Here is a 12,600-nt window from a genome sequence, read left to right on the forward strand (position 1 = left end):
CGGCGCCAATACTTACCCGACCGCGCGGTAGGTGGCCGCCCCGGCAACGCCGAGACGCTCGGCAATTGCCCGCGGCAGGAGCCTGGACGTGGAAATACGCGGATACGCCAGTTCCGGGATGGTGCGGGTCTCGCCATAGAGGTCGAGATACTCCTGGAAGTTGTCAAAGGCGGTGCGGTCCGTGTGGTCGATATAGGTTTCCGCGGCGGTGCCTTCGGCCAGGATCAGATCGTGGTTTTCAGTTTCGACATGGAAGACGGTCTCGCTGTCGCCGAGCTCGGACAGCGGCACCCGGTAGATCGAGGTGCCGTTCACGAGTGTGCCGGCGGTGATAAGAAGCCCGTCGATAAACAGCGCATGATCGGCCGTCAGCGTCAGATCGCGATAGGGCAGCCCATCGCCAAGCGCGCCCGCGCGGATGCGGACGGGCATGAGGCGTTCGGCGGGGCCGAAGCGGGTCGCGATCGTCTGGCGGCCGATCCATTTGACGGGGACGGCGCGGCCGCTTGCCGTTTCGACCAGATCGCCGATGGCCAAGTCCTCGACAGCCACCTCTTGCCCGGGCGTGGCGATGCGGGTGCCTTCGGCAAAGCAGGAAATGTCGAACGCCACGCTGTCCAGATCGTATCCCAGGAACGTGTTTGCGCCGATAACGTCAAAGGATATCACCTGTTCGCCCCCGTTCGCGACGAACGCATCGGCGGTGAAGGTGAAGCTGAAGCCGCCGGTGTTCCCGTCAAAGCTGAAGTTCCCCCAGGACGGCATGGGGCTAACGGGCGTGTAACTGGTGGGATGGAGAGTTGGCGGGTAAACTGGAAAGAGATATGTCAGTGCCGTTCGCGAGATTGAAATTCCCCGACAGGGACACCGTCTCTCCGGGCGAGACATGCACGCTGTAGGTGTAGGTATCGGTGAGCGGATCGCAGCCGATGCTGTCCGCCCCTGTCATGGCGTCGAGCTCGATCATGGTCGTCGCTCAGCCCCGGCACCGGAAACACCGCGCGCGGCCGTTCTACAAAAAATCACTCGGCTCAAATGTGGACCTGTCACCTGAATTGCGCGCAGCTGGACTGCGCCACACGGCGTCACCGTATCGACAGCCACCTTGCCGCGCAAGCGCGCAGCGGCCGGACCGGGCGCGCCCGACGGCCGGCAGGACGTCGGGCCGCCAAATCATCATCGCGGGCCAATGAAAAAGGGCGCCCGAAGGCGCCCTGATCCGAACCGGTCGGGCCGCGGTCTATTCCGCGGCGACGGGCGCCTTGGCCAAGTTGCGCAGCACGTAGTGCAGCACGCCGCCATGCTCGATGTATTCGATCTCGATCGCGGTATCGATCCGGCACTTGAGCGTGATGGTTTTCACCGTGCCGTCGGCGAAGGTGATCTCGCAGGGTACCTCGGCCAGAGGCGTGATCGTGTCGAGCCCCTGGATCGACACCGTTTCCTCGCCGGTGAGGCCCAGCGATTTGCGGGTGTCACCGCCGGTGAATTCGAACGGAATCACGCCCATGCCAACGAGGTTCGAGCGGTGGATACGCTCGAAGCTTTCGGCGATCACGGCCTTGACGCCTAGGAGCGCGGTGCCCTTGGCCGCCCAGTCGCGCGAGGAGCCGGCGCCGTATTGTTCGCCACCGAAGACGACGAGCGGCGTGCCCTGATCCTGGTAGGCCATCGCGGCCTCGAAGATCGAGGTCTGCGCGCCATCGGGGCCCTTGGTGTAGCCGCCTTCGACGCCATCGAGCATCTCGTTGCGGATGCGGATGTTGGCGAAGGTGCCGCGCATCATCACCTCGTGGTTGCCGCGGCGCGAGCCGTAGGAGTTGAACTCCGACACCGGCACCTGGCGGTCGGTGAGGTACTTGCCGGCCGGGGTGTCGGGCTTGAACGACCCGGCGGGCGAGATGTGGTCGGTGGTGACCATGTCGCCGAGGACGGCCAGAACGCGCGCGCCGTCGAGATTGGTGATCTTGCCCGGCTCGGTGCCCATGCCCTGGAAGTAGGGCGGGTTCTGAATATAGGTCGAGGAAGCGGGCCAGTCATAGGTCTCGTCCCCGGTGGTTTCGACCGCCTGCCATTTCTCGTCGCCCTTGAAGACGTCGGCGTATTTCGACTGGAACGCTTCGCGGGTGACGGTTTCGTGCACCAGATCGGCGATTTCCTTCGATGTGGGCCAGATGTCCTTGAGGTAGACGTCCTTGCCGTCGGGCGTCTGGGCCAGCGGTTCGTTTGCGAGGTCGATGTTCATGTCGCCGGCCAGCGCGTAGGCTACGACAAGCGGCGGCGAGGCCAAGTAGTTGGCGCGCACGTCGGGCGAAATGCGGCCTTCGAAGTTGCGGTTGCCCGAGAGCACCGAGGTGGCCACCAGGTCGGCCTCGGCGATGGCTTCGCTGAGTTCCTTCTGGATCGGGCCCGAGTTGCCGATGCAGGTGGTGCAGCCATAGCCCACGAGGTTGAAGCCGATGGCGTCGAGATGTTCGGTCAGGCCAGCGGCATCGAGATATTCGGTCACCACCTGCGAGCCGGGGGCGAGCGAGGTTTTCACCCAGGGTTTGCGGGTGATGCCCAGCTCATGCGCTTTCTTGGCGACAAGGCCGGCGCCGATCATCACGTAGGGGTTCGAGGTGTTGGTGCAGGATGTGATCGAGGCGATCACCACCGAGCCGTCGCGCAGCTCGTACTCCTCGCCCTTGACCTTGATGGATTTGCGCGGGTCGATCAGGGCGTCGGGCGCCGGGCCTTCTGCGGCCATGTCGGTGGCGTCCTGGCCCTCGTCCTCGCCGCGATATTCGGCGACCACATCGAAGAAGGCGCGGGCGGCCTGATCGAGCGGCGTGTAGTCCTGCGGGCGTTTCGGGCCGGAGATGGCCGGCACGATGGTGCCCATGTCGAGTTCCAGCGTGTCGGTGTAGATCGGATCGTAATCCGCGCCTCGCCAGAAGCCGTTTTCCTTGGCGTAGGCTTCGACCAGGGCGATGCGGTCTTCGTCGCGCCCGGTCTGGCGCAGGTAGCGCAGGGTTTCGCCGTCGATCGGGAAGAAGCCGCAGGTGGCGCCGTATTCGGGCGCCATGTTGGCGATCGTAGCGCGGTCGGCCAGCGGCAGGTGATCGAGACCGGGGCCGTAGAATTCGACGAACTTGCCGACAACGCCTTTCTGGCGCAGCAGTTCGACAACCTTGAGCACGAGATCGGTGCCGGTGGTGCCTTCGACCATTTCGCCGGTCAGCTTGAAGCCGATGACTTCGGGGATCAGCATCGAGATGGGCTGGCCCAGCATGGCGGCTTCAGCTTCGATCCCGCCGACGCCCCAGCCCAGAACGGCCGCGCCGTTGACCATGGTGGTGTGGCTGTCGGTGCCCACCAGCGTGTCGGGATAGGCCACGGTTTCGCCGCCCTGGTCGCTGTCGGTCCAGACGGTTTGCGCCAGGTATTCGAGGTTCACCTGGTGGCAGATGCCGGTGCCCGGGGGCACGACGCGGAAGTTGTTAAAGGCCGACTGGCCCCATTTCAGGAACTGGTAGCGTTCCATGTTGCGTTCGTATTCGCGGTCCACGTTCATCTGGAAGGCGCGGGGATTGCCGAACTCGTCGATCATCACCGAGTGGTCAATCACCAGGTCAACCGGGTTGAGCGGGTTGATCTTCTGCGGGTCGCCGCCGAGTGCCTTGATGCCGTCGCGCATCGCGGCGAGATCGACCACGGCGGGCACACCGGTGAAGTCCTGCATCAGCACGCGGGCGGGGCGGTAGGCCAGCTCGCGGTTGGCCTTGCCGCCATTGGCCGCCCAGTCACCGAAGGCCTTGATGTCATCGGTGCTGACGGTCTTGCCGTCTTCGAAGCGCAGCATGTTTTCCAGCACCACCTTGAGCGCGGCGGGCAGGCGCGAGAAATCGCCCAGGCCGGCCTCTTGCGCGGCGGGGATCGAGTAATAGGCGACGGTCTGGCCGCCGGCACTGAGCGTGCGGCGGGTCTTGGCAGTGTCCTGTCCAACGATGATGGGCATGTCTCTCTCCCTGCGGAAAACGGTTGGGGATTCAATTCGGGGCTGCTTTTCGCCCATGAACGGCGGGGGTTCAAGGGGGATGCGTGGTTTTTTGTATACTATTGCACACAATTTTTCAAGCCCGGCCGGAGCAACCGGGCCACGATCACCGGTGTCTCGCAAAACGTTGATTGGTTATTACAGTCGCGAGCGCGTATCAGGGCAAAGGGGTGAGACCAAAGCAAGGGAACGGAAACCGGTGATGATGCGTGTTTGGGGATGGATGGCGGCGATCTGGATGGCCCTGGCGGGCGTCGTGGCCGCCGAGGAGCGCCCGCTGATCGTGGTGGAACTGTTTACGAGCCAGGGCTGTTCCAGCTGTCCGCCGGCGGATGCGTTCCTGCACGAACTCGCGAAGCGCGACGATGTGCTGGCGCTGAGCCTGCACGTGGATTACTGGGATTACATTGGCTGGAAGGACGTGTTCGCGCAGCCGAAATTCACCAAGCGGCAGCACTCCTATGCCCATGTCGGAGGCCGGCGGTCGGTTTACACGCCGCAGATGGTGATCCAGGGGCAGGATCACGTGGTGGGCAATCACCCGATGGACGTGACCGAACTGATCCGTCTGCACCAGGAGCGCGGCGTGGAGGTTGCGCTGGTGGCGCAGCGCAACGGCGGGCAGGTGACGATCCGTGCCGACGCGCGCAAGCCCGGCAAGATGCTGGTGCAGTTGGTTCAATATGCGCCGCAGGAGAAAGTGAAGATCAAGCGCGGCGAGAACGCGGGCCATACGCTGAGCTATGCCAATGTTGCGCGGGACTGGACCCAGCTTGGCCAGTGGGACGGGCGCGCGCCGCTGGAGATGACGGCAAAGCTGACGGGCAATCTGCCTGCGGCGGTGATCGTGCAGAGGATCGAGAACCGCGGATTCGGGGCGATCGCGGCGGCGGCGCGGGTCAAGTAGATGCGCGCCCGGGTTTCGGCGCCGTGTCGGGCACGGGAAAAACCAGGTCGTAGGCCCAGTTGAAGGCGAAGGCGTAGACCACGTAGAACCCGGCAAAGCTGAGGTCGATCAGGAAGGCCTCGAGCCAGCTGACCCCGAGATACCAGGCGATGAACGGCATCAGAAGCAGCAGTAGCCCGATTTCGAATAGCAGGGCATGGCCGACGCGCAGCAGGACCGATTTCCTTGTATGCCCGGCCAGCCGGCGCATCGCGTGGTCGAACCCGAGATTGTAGAGATATGTCCAGACCATCGCCATGGTGGCGCTGGCGACGACAACGACACCGATATGGAGCATTTCGAACCCCAGAAGGCGTGCGCCCAGCGGGGTGACCAGAATGAGCCCGAACAGCTCGAAGCTGATGGCGTGGCGGATCCGGTCTGGTGTGGTGCGCATGGCGGCCTTGGGCCTGTCCTGGGGCAGGGGCGGGTGTGTGCCGGCAGCATAGAGCGATGGGCACATGGTGCAAGCAGGCGCTGTCAGAGGGTGAGCATCAGCAGGGGCAGGCGGCGCCCGCGGATCGAGCCCGAGGGGGCATCGCCCACGCACCGTGCGCCCATCGCTCGATAGAACGGCAGGGCGCCGGGATCGGCCTCGATCCGGAGCGCGCGGGCGCCCCGGGCGCGCGCTGTCTGCGCGCTCCAGTCGAACAGCCGCCGCCCGAGACCGGTGCCGATACGGGGTGGATCGACGAAGAGTTTCAGAAGCTCGGCCGGGTCGGCCCGCAGGTCGACCTGGGCCAGTCCGACCGGTGTGCCGGCGGTTTCGGCCATGATGAGCGCGGTGGTCGCGAGGTCATCGGGCGTGAGGGTGAGTTCATCGCGGCAGGCGGCGAGGAACGCGGCGTCGTAGCCCCAGTGCCCCTTGGAGCGCAGGCAGAGGGCCGAGAGCGCGGCCAGGTCGGCGGGCATGGGCGTGCGCAGGGTGACGGGCATGGCCCTAGTTGCCCATCGCGATTTCATCGGCCAGCGCGTCGCGCAGGCGGAACCAGGCAGAGAAATCGGTGGTGAAGCTGCCCGAAGGCGCGTGCACCGCGGTGGCGATTCCGAGAAGGCGCAGCCCATCGGCCCCGTCCCAGAAAAGCGGCGCGCCGGAATCGCCCGGCATGGCCGAGCAGGCGGCCATCAGCCGCCCCGCCACGGCGAGCGGGCGGCCGCAATCGCGCGCGACCGACAGCACATGCGGGGTGAGCCCGGCATAGCCCGGCATGAAGGCGCGGCCCGCCCCGGCAAGGCGCAGCTTGCCCGAGAAGAGCCGCACGTGGCCGTGGGTGTCGCCCAGCGGCTGGTCGAGCACCAGAAGCGCCCAATCGCGGGTGGGATCGACGCGGAAGGGCGCGGCAGGGTCGAGCTGTGGCGGGAGCACGATGCGGGTGACACGCGCGACCGCGGACGACGTGCCGCGCTGGTACCCGGTGACGAAGCGCAGGCTACCTGCCGGGATCCAGCGTTTGCGCGCCCCGTTCCACAGGCAATGCGCCGCGGTCAGCGCCAGCCGGCGCGACACCAGCACCCCGGTGCAGTGCGAGCGGATGTCGGTGGAGGCGAAATTGACCCGGCCGACCGTGGTGAAGGGGGCCATGGTGGCATCGACCACCTCGCGCGCGCGGATCGCGTCGCAGCCCGCTGAGCGGGTTTCGCCCAGGCTGCAAATGGCATCGAGCGTGGGCTGGAAGGGGGCATCCTGCGCGGCAAGCGGCAGGGCGGATAGGAGAAGCGCGCCAAGTGCCCCGGCGAACCGACGCGCGGTTCGCCCGGGGGATGGTATGGCGGGTGGTTTCAGCGCTGGCTTCTGGCCATGAAGGCCAGCCGTTCGAACAGGTGCACATCCTGTTCGTTTTTCAGAAGCGCGCCGTGCAGCTTGGGCAGGGCGGTCTTGCCGTCGCGCTTGAGATCCTCGGGGTCGAGATCCTCGGCCAGCAGCAGCTTGAGCCAGTCGAGCACTTCGGACGTGGAAGGTTTCTTCTTGAGCCCCGGGGTTTCGCGGACTTCGTAGAACTGGGTCAGCGCCGTGGTCAGGAGCTTTTCCTTCACGCCGGGGTGGTGGACCTCGACGATCTGGCGCATCGTATCGTGATCGGGAAACGCGATGTAGTGGAAGAAACAGCGGCGCAGGAAGGCGTCGGGCAGTTCCTTTTCGTTGTTCGAGGTGATGATCACGATCGGACGCTGGCGGGCCTTGATCGTCTCGCCGGTCTCGTAGACGAAGAATTCCATCCGGTCGAGTTCCTGCAGAAGGTCATTGGGGAACTCGATATCGGCCTTGTCGATCTCGTCGATCAGCAGCACGACCTTTTCGTCGGCCTCGAAGGCCTCCCAAAGCTTGCCCTTCTTGATGTAGTTCTTCACGTCATGCACGCGCTCGTCGCCGAGCTGGCTGTCGCGCAGGCGGCTGACGGCATCGTACTCGTAAAGGCCCTGCTGGGCCTTGGTGGTGGACTTGATGTTCCATTCGATCATCCGAAGCCCCAGCGCGCCGGCGACCTGGCGGGCCAGCTCGGTCTTGCCTGTGCCGGGCTCGCCCTTGACCAGGAGCGGGCGTTCCAGTGTCACCGCGGCGTTGACCGCGACCTTGAGGTCATCGGTGGCGACGTAGGACTCGGTTCCTTCGAATTTCATCGGCGCGTTCCATTTCCTTTGTGCAGATTTCGGCGGCACCCTAATGCAGTCATAATCCTACCGCAATGCACTGATAAAAGGCGGTTCGGACCACAGCTTTCATAATCCTCCGGAAAGGTGTTTTCGGGTAGTGACAATCCCTTGGGAGGGGAGTAAGAGGCAGGCGCGAGAGGGGAGCCAATGAACCAACTTGGCAAAACTGAGGGAGCGGAGATGAAAGCGGAGAACTTTCTGCCAGAGGACTACCGTCCGGCCGAAGACGAGCCTTTCATGAATGAACGCCAGATGGAATATTTCCGGCGCAAACTGTTGGCCTGGAAGGCCGAAATCCTGGATGACAGCCGCGACACGATCGAAGGGCTGCAGGAAAGCACCCGCAACATACCGGACGTGGCCGACCGCGCCAGCGAAGAGACCGATCGTGCGCTGGAACTGCGCACCCGCGACCGCCAGCGCAAGCTGGTCGCGAAGATCGACTCGGCGCTGCGCCGCATCGACGAGGGCGAATACGGTTACTGCGAAGTGACCGGTGAGCCGATCAGCCTGAAACGACTGGACGCGCGCCCGATCGCGACGATGAGCCTGGAAGCGCAGGAGCGCCACGAGCGCCGCGAGAAGGTGCACCGCGACGACTGATCGCGGGCAGAGCGACGAAATGACCGGCGCCGGGGCTTTCGCTCCGGCGTTTTTCGTTTCACTGTGCGGGCATGAGTGAATTGCAGGGCATGACAGCCATCGTTGTGGGCGGTGGTATTGGCGGTCTGGCGGCGGCGCGGGCGCTGGCGTTGCGCGGCGCGCATGTGAGCGTGCTGGAGCAGGCGCCCGAGATCAGCGAAGTGGGCGCCGGCCTGCAGATCAGCCCCAACGGTTTTGCCGTGCTGCGCGCGCTGGGACTGGGCGAGGCGCTGGAGAGGCACGGGGCGGTGCCGGCCGGGGCCGTCCAGCTGAAGGATTACCGCGGCGCCGCGGTGGCGCGGCTGGACCTGAGCCTGCTGGAGAACCGGAACTACTATTTCATTCACCGCGCCGACCTGATCGGCCTTCTGGAGGAAGGCGCACGGGCGGCGGGTGTCAGCATCCGGCTGGGCAAGCGCGTGATCGAGATCGCCGACGGTGCGCGGCCGGTGGTGACGCTGGAAGGCGGAGAGACGCGGGACGCCGACTTGCTGGTCGGCGCCGACGGTGTGAAATCGAAGCTGCGCCCGGTTCTGAACGGCGAGGAGACACCGTTTTTCACCGGGCAGGTGGCCTGGCGGTCGGTGATTCCCAACAGCATGGGGCGCGGTTCCGAGGCCTGGGTGCATATGGGACCGGGGCGGCACCTGGTGAGCTATCCGCTGCGCAGTGGCACGCTCTTGAACCTCGTGGCGGTCGAGGAGCGGCGCGGCTGGACCGAGGAGGGCTGGAACCGGCGCGACGACGTGGCCAACCTGCGCGATGCCTTCGCCGATTTCGGCGCAGACGTGCAGACCATGCTGGGCGCGGTCGAGGAGACCTATCTGTGGGGGCTGTTCCGCCACGCGGTGGCGGAACACTGGCACGGGCAGGCGGTGGCGCTGCTGGGCGATGCCGCGCATCCGACGCTGCCGTTCCTGGCGCAGGGGGCGAACATGGCGCTGGAGGATGCCTGGGTTCTGGCGCATGCGCTGGCGCGTGCCGACACGGTGCCGGCGGGCCTGGCCGCCTATCAGGAGCGCCGTCGCCCGCGGGCCGAACGGGTGATCAACACCGCCACCGACAACGCGTGGAAATATCACCTGAAATTCCCGCCGCTGCGGTTTGCCGCCCATTCGGTTCTGCGGTTGGGCAGCCGGATCGCGCCGGGCCGGATGATGCGGCAGTTCGACTGGCTTTACGGGCATGACGTGACCAAAGGCTGATGCGGCCCGCCCCGGTGGGCGGGTTTGCGGGATCACGCGATATCGAAGCCCGGCGGCGCAAGGATGAAATGTTCGAACATGAACCCGGGGCTGACGGTGCAGCCCGCCAGCGTGTAATCGCCGGTGGTTTCGGCCCGCTGCCAGTGGCCCGGCGGCACGATCAGCTGCGGCGCCTGACCGGCAAAGAGATCGAGGCCGAGCATTTGATCGTGGCGCGGACCGGTATCCGAGGGCGCGGTGGACAGGAGTAGCGGCGCGCCGCGGTAGAAATGCCAGATCTCGGCGCTGTCGACCTTGTGCCAGTGGCTGCTTTCGCCGGCGCGGAGCAGGAAGTAGATGCAGGTACCGGCGGGACGATCCCAGCCATCGGCGACCCAGGTCTGGCGGTAATGCCCGCCTTCGGGATGCGGTTCGAGCCCCAGATGGGCGATGATCTCGTCGGCTTCGCTCATGCCAGCCTGGCCGCGAGATCGTTGAAATCGGCCGCGACGATATCCCAGTCGCCATCTGGGGCGAGATCGGTTGCCTGGTCCGGCCCGTGTTCGGTGAGGCGCGGCACGAAAGCGGTTCTGAGGCCTGCAGCACGCGCGGCATGCAGATCGCCATTGTGGGCGGCTACCATCATCACCTGGTCGGGCGGCAGGCGCAGCGCGGCGCAGGAGGCAAGGTAGACCTGCGGCTTGGGCTTGTAATCCTGTGCGATCTCGGCGCCGAGGATGCAATCCCACGGCAGGCGGGCATAACGCGCGAGCCGCGTCATCAAAGCGATCGAGCCGTTAGAGCAGGACGCGATGATGCGGGTTTCGCGCAGCTTTTCGAGGCCGGGCACGGTGTCGGGCCAGGGATCGAGCCGTTCCCACGCCGTGTTCAGGCTGTCGGGGGCGGTGACGCCAAAGCGCCGGGCCACGCGGTGCAGGTTTTCGAGATGCAGATCGTCGAGCGCCACGTAGCCGCGTCCACCTTCGCGGATGCGGGCCATGGCGGGATCATACTCGGCCCGCCAGGCATCGGCGAAGGCCAGCGCGTCGATACCGGGCAGGGTGGCGGCGACATCGCGCGCGACAGAGCTGCGCCAGTCGACGCAGGTGCCGAAGACATCGAAGATGAGGGCGTGAAGGGTCATAGCGGACGCTCGAAATAGCGGATGAAGGGCGCGTAGTCGGCGCCCATGTCGTTGAAGGGCTCACAGGGAACAAAGCCGAGCTTGCCGTAAAGTTCAATCGCTTCGGTGAGCCAGACGAGCGTATCGAGGATTGCGCGGCGATAGCCATCGGCGCGGGCCCGGGCCAGCGCCGCGCGCACAAGCGCGGCGGCAATGCCGCGTCCACGTGCATGAGGTTGGACGTAGAGGCGTTTGATTTCGCAGGTTTTCCCGCCGACGCCATGGGTCATGCAGCAGCCAACGGGCCGATGATCGAGATAGGCCAGGAAAATGGTTCCCTGCGGGCGAGCGTGCAGGCGCGGGAGGGAAAAGAGAAACGCCTCGAACGCGGCCGAGGCGTAATACGTTTCGATGATCTCGGGCTTTGCCACGCGCTGAATGAGGAAGTCGCGGTAGTTGCGGCACAGGTGCCGCACGGCGGCCTGTTCGGTGAGCGAGCTGACCTGGCGCAGGGCGATGTCATTCATGCGGGCGAGTCTAGCCGGAGGGGCGGGGTCGGAAAAGCGCCGCGTGGGTCTGCGCGCGATCTCTGCGCATCCGTGGCGTGCCGGCCACGGGGGCAGAAACGCAAACGCCCGCGCGGGTGGCGGGCGTCGCAATTGAGTATTTTTGCCAAGAAAGACCGTCGGTTACTTCAGGATCGAGCGACCGGCATATTCGGCGGTTTCGCCCAGGGCTTCCTCGATGCGGATGAGCTGATTGTACTTGGCCAGCCGGTCCGAACGGGCGAGGCTGCCGGTCTTGATCTGGCCGCAGTTCGTGGCCACGGCGAGATCGGCGATGGTGGCATCCTCGGTTTCGCCGGAGCGGTGCGACATCACGTTGGTCATGCGCGCGCGATGGGCCATGTCGACCGCTTTCAGCGTTTCGGTGAGCGAGCCGATCTGGTTGACCTTGACCAGCATCGAGTTGGCGCAGCCGCGTTCGATGCCCATCGCCAGCCGCTCGGGGTTGGTGACGAAAAGGTCGTCGCCCACCAGCTGGATCTTGTCGCCGAGCGCGTCGGTCAGCGCCTTCCAGCCGTCCCAGTCATCTTCGCTCATGCCGTCTTCGATCGAGATGATCGGGTAGTCGGCGCAGAGTGCCGCGAGATAGGCGACATTTTCGTCGGAGGAGAGCGTTTTACCTTCGCCGGCAAGGACATACTTGCCGTCCTTGAAGTATTCGGTCGCGGCGCAATCGAGCGCGAGATAGATGTCTTCGCCGGGTTTGTAGCCTGCGGTCTCGATGGATTTCAGGATGAAATCGAGCGCGTCGCGGGTGGAGCTGAGATTGGGGGCGAAGCCGCCTTCGTCGCCCACGCCTGTGGCGAGACCAGCGGCGGAGAGCTCTTTTTTCAGGGTGTGGAACACCTCGGCGCCCATGCGCACGGCATCGCGGATGTTGCCCGCGGAAACCGGCATGATCATGAATTCCTGGATGTCGATCGGGTTGTCGGCATGTTCGCCACCATTGATGATGTTCATCATCGGCACCGGCAGCATGCGGGCCGAGGTGCCGCCCACGTAGCGGAAGAGCGGTTGCGTGGTGAAATCGGCCGCGGCCTTGGCGGCGGCGAGCGAAACCCCGAGAATCGCGTTGGCACCCAGCCGGCCCTTGTTGGGGGTGCCGTCAAGCTCGATCATCGCGGTGTCGATCAGCACCTGTTCGGTAGCGTCCATGCCGACGAGTTCCTCGGCGATTTCGCCGTTCACGGCGGCGCAGGCTTCGAGCACGCCTTTGCCCATGTAGCGGGACTTGTCGCCGTCGCGGCGCTCGACCGCCTCGTAGGCGCCGGTGGAGGCGCCCGAGGGCACAGCGGCGCGGCCCATGGTGCCGTCTTCGAGGATCACGTCGACCTCGACCGTGGGGTTGCCGCGGCTGTCGAGGATTTCGCGGGCGTGGATGTCGATGATGGTGCTCATGGGGATCCCCTTGGGTGAAAACTGGCAGTTGGGGCGGCTTTTAATGGGAC

General features: G+C 65.4%; 14 protein-coding genes. 3 read left to right on the forward strand and 11 right to left on the reverse strand.

Going from position 1 to position 12,600, the window contains the following annotated elements; all coding sequences use genetic code 11:
• Positions 1–12: 12 nt before the first annotated feature.
• From E0501_RS04100 to acnA, 3 genes are all read right to left on the reverse strand, one after another.
• A complete protein-coding gene (locus E0501_RS04100) occupies positions 13–765 on the reverse strand; it encodes a Hint domain-containing protein (protein WP_235857740.1) in 753 nt (250 codons plus the stop codon).
• A gap of 4 nt (positions 766–769) precedes the next feature.
• Positions 770–967: a hypothetical protein gene (locus E0501_RS21465; RefSeq protein WP_235857741.1), complete on the reverse strand. Its 198-nt coding sequence runs from the start codon at positions 965–967 to the stop codon at positions 770–772.
• Positions 968–1,240: 273 nt separating this feature from the next.
• Entirely contained in the window at positions 1,241–4,000 is a 2,760-nt protein-coding gene (gene acnA / locus E0501_RS04105) for an aconitate hydratase AcnA (RefSeq protein ID WP_137700059.1), read from the reverse strand.
• Between the two features lie 241 nt (positions 4,001–4,241).
• Here acnA and E0501_RS04110 point away from each other — a divergent pair, with 241 nt between their 5' ends.
• Positions 4,242–4,946: a DUF1223 domain-containing protein gene (locus E0501_RS04110; protein ID WP_137700060.1), complete on the forward strand. Its 705-nt coding sequence runs from the start codon at positions 4,242–4,244 to the stop codon at positions 4,944–4,946.
• On the opposite strand, the gene E0501_RS04115 is transcribed toward E0501_RS04110, so the two are convergent.
• From E0501_RS04115 to E0501_RS04130, 4 genes are all read right to left on the reverse strand, one after another.
• Positions 4,939–5,382, reverse strand: coding sequence for a PACE efflux transporter (locus E0501_RS04115; RefSeq protein ID WP_137700061.1), 444 nt, complete (start codon positions 5,380–5,382; stop codon positions 4,939–4,941). The two genes, E0501_RS04110 and E0501_RS04115, sit on opposite strands and share 8 nt — an antisense overlap.
• 83 nt (positions 5,383–5,465) lie before the next feature.
• On the reverse strand, positions 5,466–5,921 hold the full coding sequence (locus E0501_RS04120) for a GNAT family N-acetyltransferase (protein ID WP_235857742.1): 456 nt from the start codon (positions 5,919–5,921) through the stop codon (positions 5,466–5,468).
• Between the two features lie 4 nt (positions 5,922–5,925).
• Positions 5,926–6,567 carry a trypsin-like serine peptidase gene (locus E0501_RS04125; protein ID WP_137700062.1) on the reverse strand — a complete coding sequence of 214 codons (642 nt, stop codon included), beginning with the start codon at positions 6,565–6,567 and terminating at the stop codon, positions 5,926–5,928.
• Between the two features lie 197 nt (positions 6,568–6,764).
• A complete protein-coding gene (locus tag E0501_RS04130) occupies positions 6,765–7,604 on the reverse strand; it encodes an AAA family ATPase (RefSeq protein WP_137700063.1) in 840 nt (279 codons plus the stop codon).
• Positions 7,605–7,817: 213 nt separating this feature from the next.
• Between E0501_RS04130 and dksA the strand changes: the two genes are divergently transcribed.
• Both dksA and E0501_RS04140 read left to right on the forward strand, forming a co-directional pair.
• Positions 7,818–8,240: an RNA polymerase-binding protein DksA gene (dksA, locus tag E0501_RS04135; protein WP_137700064.1), complete on the forward strand. Its 423-nt coding sequence runs from the start codon at positions 7,818–7,820 to the stop codon at positions 8,238–8,240.
• A 71-nt stretch (positions 8,241–8,311) separates the two neighbouring features.
• The gene (locus E0501_RS04140) at positions 8,312–9,484 is read left to right on the forward strand and encodes an FAD-dependent monooxygenase (protein ID WP_193555872.1); all 1,173 of its coding nucleotides are present in this window, start codon (positions 8,312–8,314) and stop codon (positions 9,482–9,484) included.
• Between the two features lie 32 nt (positions 9,485–9,516).
• On the opposite strand, the gene E0501_RS04145 is transcribed toward E0501_RS04140, so the two are convergent.
• From E0501_RS04145 to eno, 4 genes are all read right to left on the reverse strand, one after another.
• Entirely contained in the window at positions 9,517–9,936 is a 420-nt protein-coding gene (locus E0501_RS04145) for a cupin domain-containing protein (protein WP_137700065.1), read from the reverse strand.
• A complete protein-coding gene (locus E0501_RS04150; protein WP_137700066.1) occupies positions 9,933–10,607 on the reverse strand; it encodes a haloacid dehalogenase type II in 675 nt (224 codons plus the stop codon). The genes E0501_RS04145 and E0501_RS04150 overlap by 4 nt, the downstream gene beginning before the upstream one ends.
• Positions 10,604–11,113 carry a GNAT family N-acetyltransferase gene (locus E0501_RS04155; protein ID WP_137700067.1) on the reverse strand — a complete coding sequence of 170 codons (510 nt, stop codon included), beginning with the start codon at positions 11,111–11,113 and terminating at the stop codon, positions 10,604–10,606. Before E0501_RS04155 ends, E0501_RS04150 begins: the two co-directional genes overlap by 4 nt.
• Before the next feature lie 162 nt (positions 11,114–11,275).
• Positions 11,276–12,550: a phosphopyruvate hydratase gene (gene eno, locus E0501_RS04160; protein ID WP_137700068.1), complete on the reverse strand. Its 1,275-nt coding sequence runs from the start codon at positions 12,548–12,550 to the stop codon at positions 11,276–11,278.
• Between the last annotated feature and the right edge of the window lie 50 nt (positions 12,551–12,600).

The sequence above is a fragment of the Marimonas lutisalis genome (assembly GCF_005434965.1).
GTDB classification, from domain to species: domain Bacteria; phylum Pseudomonadota; class Alphaproteobacteria; order Rhodobacterales; family Rhodobacteraceae; genus Marimonas_A; species Marimonas_A lutisalis.

Bases quoted from the DNA above. Each gene is read 5' to 3' on its own strand.
- E0501_RS04100 (WP_235857740.1), bottom strand. From the start codon at position 765: ATGCCGTCCTGGGGGAACTTCAGCTTTGACGGGAACACCGGCGGCTTC.
- E0501_RS21465 (WP_235857741.1), bottom strand. From the start codon at position 967: ATGATCGAGCTCGACGCCATGACAGGGGCGGACAGCATCGGCTGCGAT.
- acnA (WP_137700059.1), bottom strand. From the start codon at position 4,000: ATGCCCATCATCGTTGGACAGGACACTGCCAAGACCCGCCGCACGCTC.
- E0501_RS04110 (WP_137700060.1), top strand. From the start codon at position 4,242: ATGATGCGTGTTTGGGGATGGATGGCGGCGATCTGGATGGCCCTGGCG.
- E0501_RS04115 (WP_137700061.1), bottom strand. From the start codon at position 5,382: ATGCGCACCACACCAGACCGGATCCGCCACGCCATCAGCTTCGAGCTG.
- E0501_RS04120 (WP_235857742.1), bottom strand. From the start codon at position 5,921: ATGCCCGTCACCCTGCGCACGCCCATGCCCGCCGACCTGGCCGCGCTC.
- E0501_RS04125 (WP_137700062.1), bottom strand. From the start codon at position 6,567: ATGGCCCCCTTCACCACGGTCGGCCGGGTCAATTTCGCCTCCACCGAC.
- E0501_RS04130 (WP_137700063.1), bottom strand. From the start codon at position 7,604: ATGAAATTCGAAGGAACCGAGTCCTACGTCGCCACCGATGACCTCAAG.
- dksA (WP_137700064.1), top strand. From the start codon at position 7,818: ATGAAAGCGGAGAACTTTCTGCCAGAGGACTACCGTCCGGCCGAAGAC.
- E0501_RS04140 (WP_193555872.1), top strand. From the start codon at position 8,312: ATGAGTGAATTGCAGGGCATGACAGCCATCGTTGTGGGCGGTGGTATT.
- E0501_RS04145 (WP_137700065.1), bottom strand. From the start codon at position 9,936: ATGAGCGAAGCCGACGAGATCATCGCCCATCTGGGGCTCGAACCGCAT.
- E0501_RS04150 (WP_137700066.1), bottom strand. From the start codon at position 10,607: ATGACCCTTCACGCCCTCATCTTCGATGTCTTCGGCACCTGCGTCGAC.
- E0501_RS04155 (WP_137700067.1), bottom strand. From the start codon at position 11,113: ATGAATGACATCGCCCTGCGCCAGGTCAGCTCGCTCACCGAACAGGCC.
- eno (WP_137700068.1), bottom strand. From the start codon at position 12,550: ATGAGCACCATCATCGACATCCACGCCCGCGAAATCCTCGACAGCCGC.